Origin of the sequence: Saccharopolyspora griseoalba (genome assembly GCF_042665275.1) — a bacterium.
Taxonomy (GTDB): Bacteria; Actinomycetota; Actinomycetes; order Mycobacteriales; family Pseudonocardiaceae; genus Saccharopolyspora; species Saccharopolyspora griseoalba.
Map to the genome: position 1 here is coordinate 1 of NZ_JBHTCJ010000035.1, position 1265 is coordinate 1265.

The window sequence follows — 1265 nt, forward strand, 5'->3', positions numbered from 1 at the left end:
AGGTTGGGGTAGAGGGGGTGCTTGGCGGCGAGTGCTTCGACGCGGGCGCGCAGTTCGGCGCTGGTGGTCTGGTCGAAGGTGGGTTTGAGGGCTTGTGCGATGACTTCGGCGATTTCGGTGAATTCGTCCTTGCCGAAGCCGCGGGTGGCCAGTGCGGGGGTGCCGATGCGCAGGCCGGAGGTGACCATGGGTGGGCGGGGGTCGTTGGGGACGGCGTTGCGGTTGACGGTGATGCCGATTTCGTGGAGGCGGTCTTCGGCTTGTTGGCCGTCGAGTTCGGAGTTGCGCAGGTCGACGAGCACGAGGTGGACGTCGGTGCCGCCGGAGACCAGGGAGACGCCGGCTTCGGTGGTGTCGGTGGCCAGCAGGCGGTCGGCGAGGATCTGGGCGCCTTCGATGGTGCGGCGCTGGCGGTCGGCGAATTCCTCGCCGGCGGCGATCTTGAAGGCGACGGCCTTGCCGGCGATGACGTGTTCGAGGGGGCCGCCTTGCTGGCCGGGGAAGACCGCGGAGTTGAACTTCTTGGTGAAGTTCTCGTCGTTGGACAGGATCACGCCGCCGCGGGGGCCGCCGAGGGTTTTGTGGGTGGTGGTGGTGACCACGTGGGCGTGGGGCAGGGGGCTGGGGTGCAGGCCTGCGGCCACGAGGCCGGCGAAGTGGGCCATGTCGACCATGAGGTAGGCGCCGACTTCGTCGGCGATGGCGCGGAAGCGCTCGAAGTCGAGCTGGCGGGGGTAGGCCGACCAGCCGGCGATGATCATCTGCGGTGTGTTCTCGCGGGCCAGGCGTGCGACTTCGTCCATGTCGACGCGGTGGGTGTCGTCGCTGACGGTGTAGGGCACGACGTTGTAGAGCTTGCCGGAGAAGTTGATCCGCATGCCGTGGGTGAGGTGCCCGCCGTGGGCGAGGTCCAGGCCCATGATGGTGTCGCCGGGCTTGAGCAGGGCGAACATGGCCGCGGCGTTGGCCTGGGCGCCGGAGTGGGGCTGGACGTTGGCGTAGTGGGCGCCGAAGAGGTCCTTGACGCGGTCGATGGCCAGCTGCTCGATGACGTCGACGTGTTCGCAGCCGCCGTAGTAGCGCTTGCCGGGGTAGCCCTCGGCGTACTTGTTGGTCAGGACCGAGCCCTGGGCTTGCAGCACCGCCTGGGGAGCGAAGTTCTCCGAGGCGATCATTTCCAGGGTGTTCTGCTGGCGGCCCAGTTCGGCGCCGACCGCCGTCGCCACCTCCGGGTCCACCGCGGCGAGCGCGTCGTTGAACAGATC

At 68.5% G+C, this 1265-nt stretch carries 1 protein-coding gene; it reads right to left on the reverse strand.

All coding sequences use genetic code 11. The annotated features are described in order from the left end of the window. The coding region (gene glyA, locus ACFQRI_RS27070; RefSeq protein WP_380673491.1) for a serine hydroxymethyltransferase at nucleotides 1–1262 on the reverse strand (1262 nt) is incomplete at its 3' end. Nucleotides 1263–1265 lie beyond the last annotated feature (3 nt).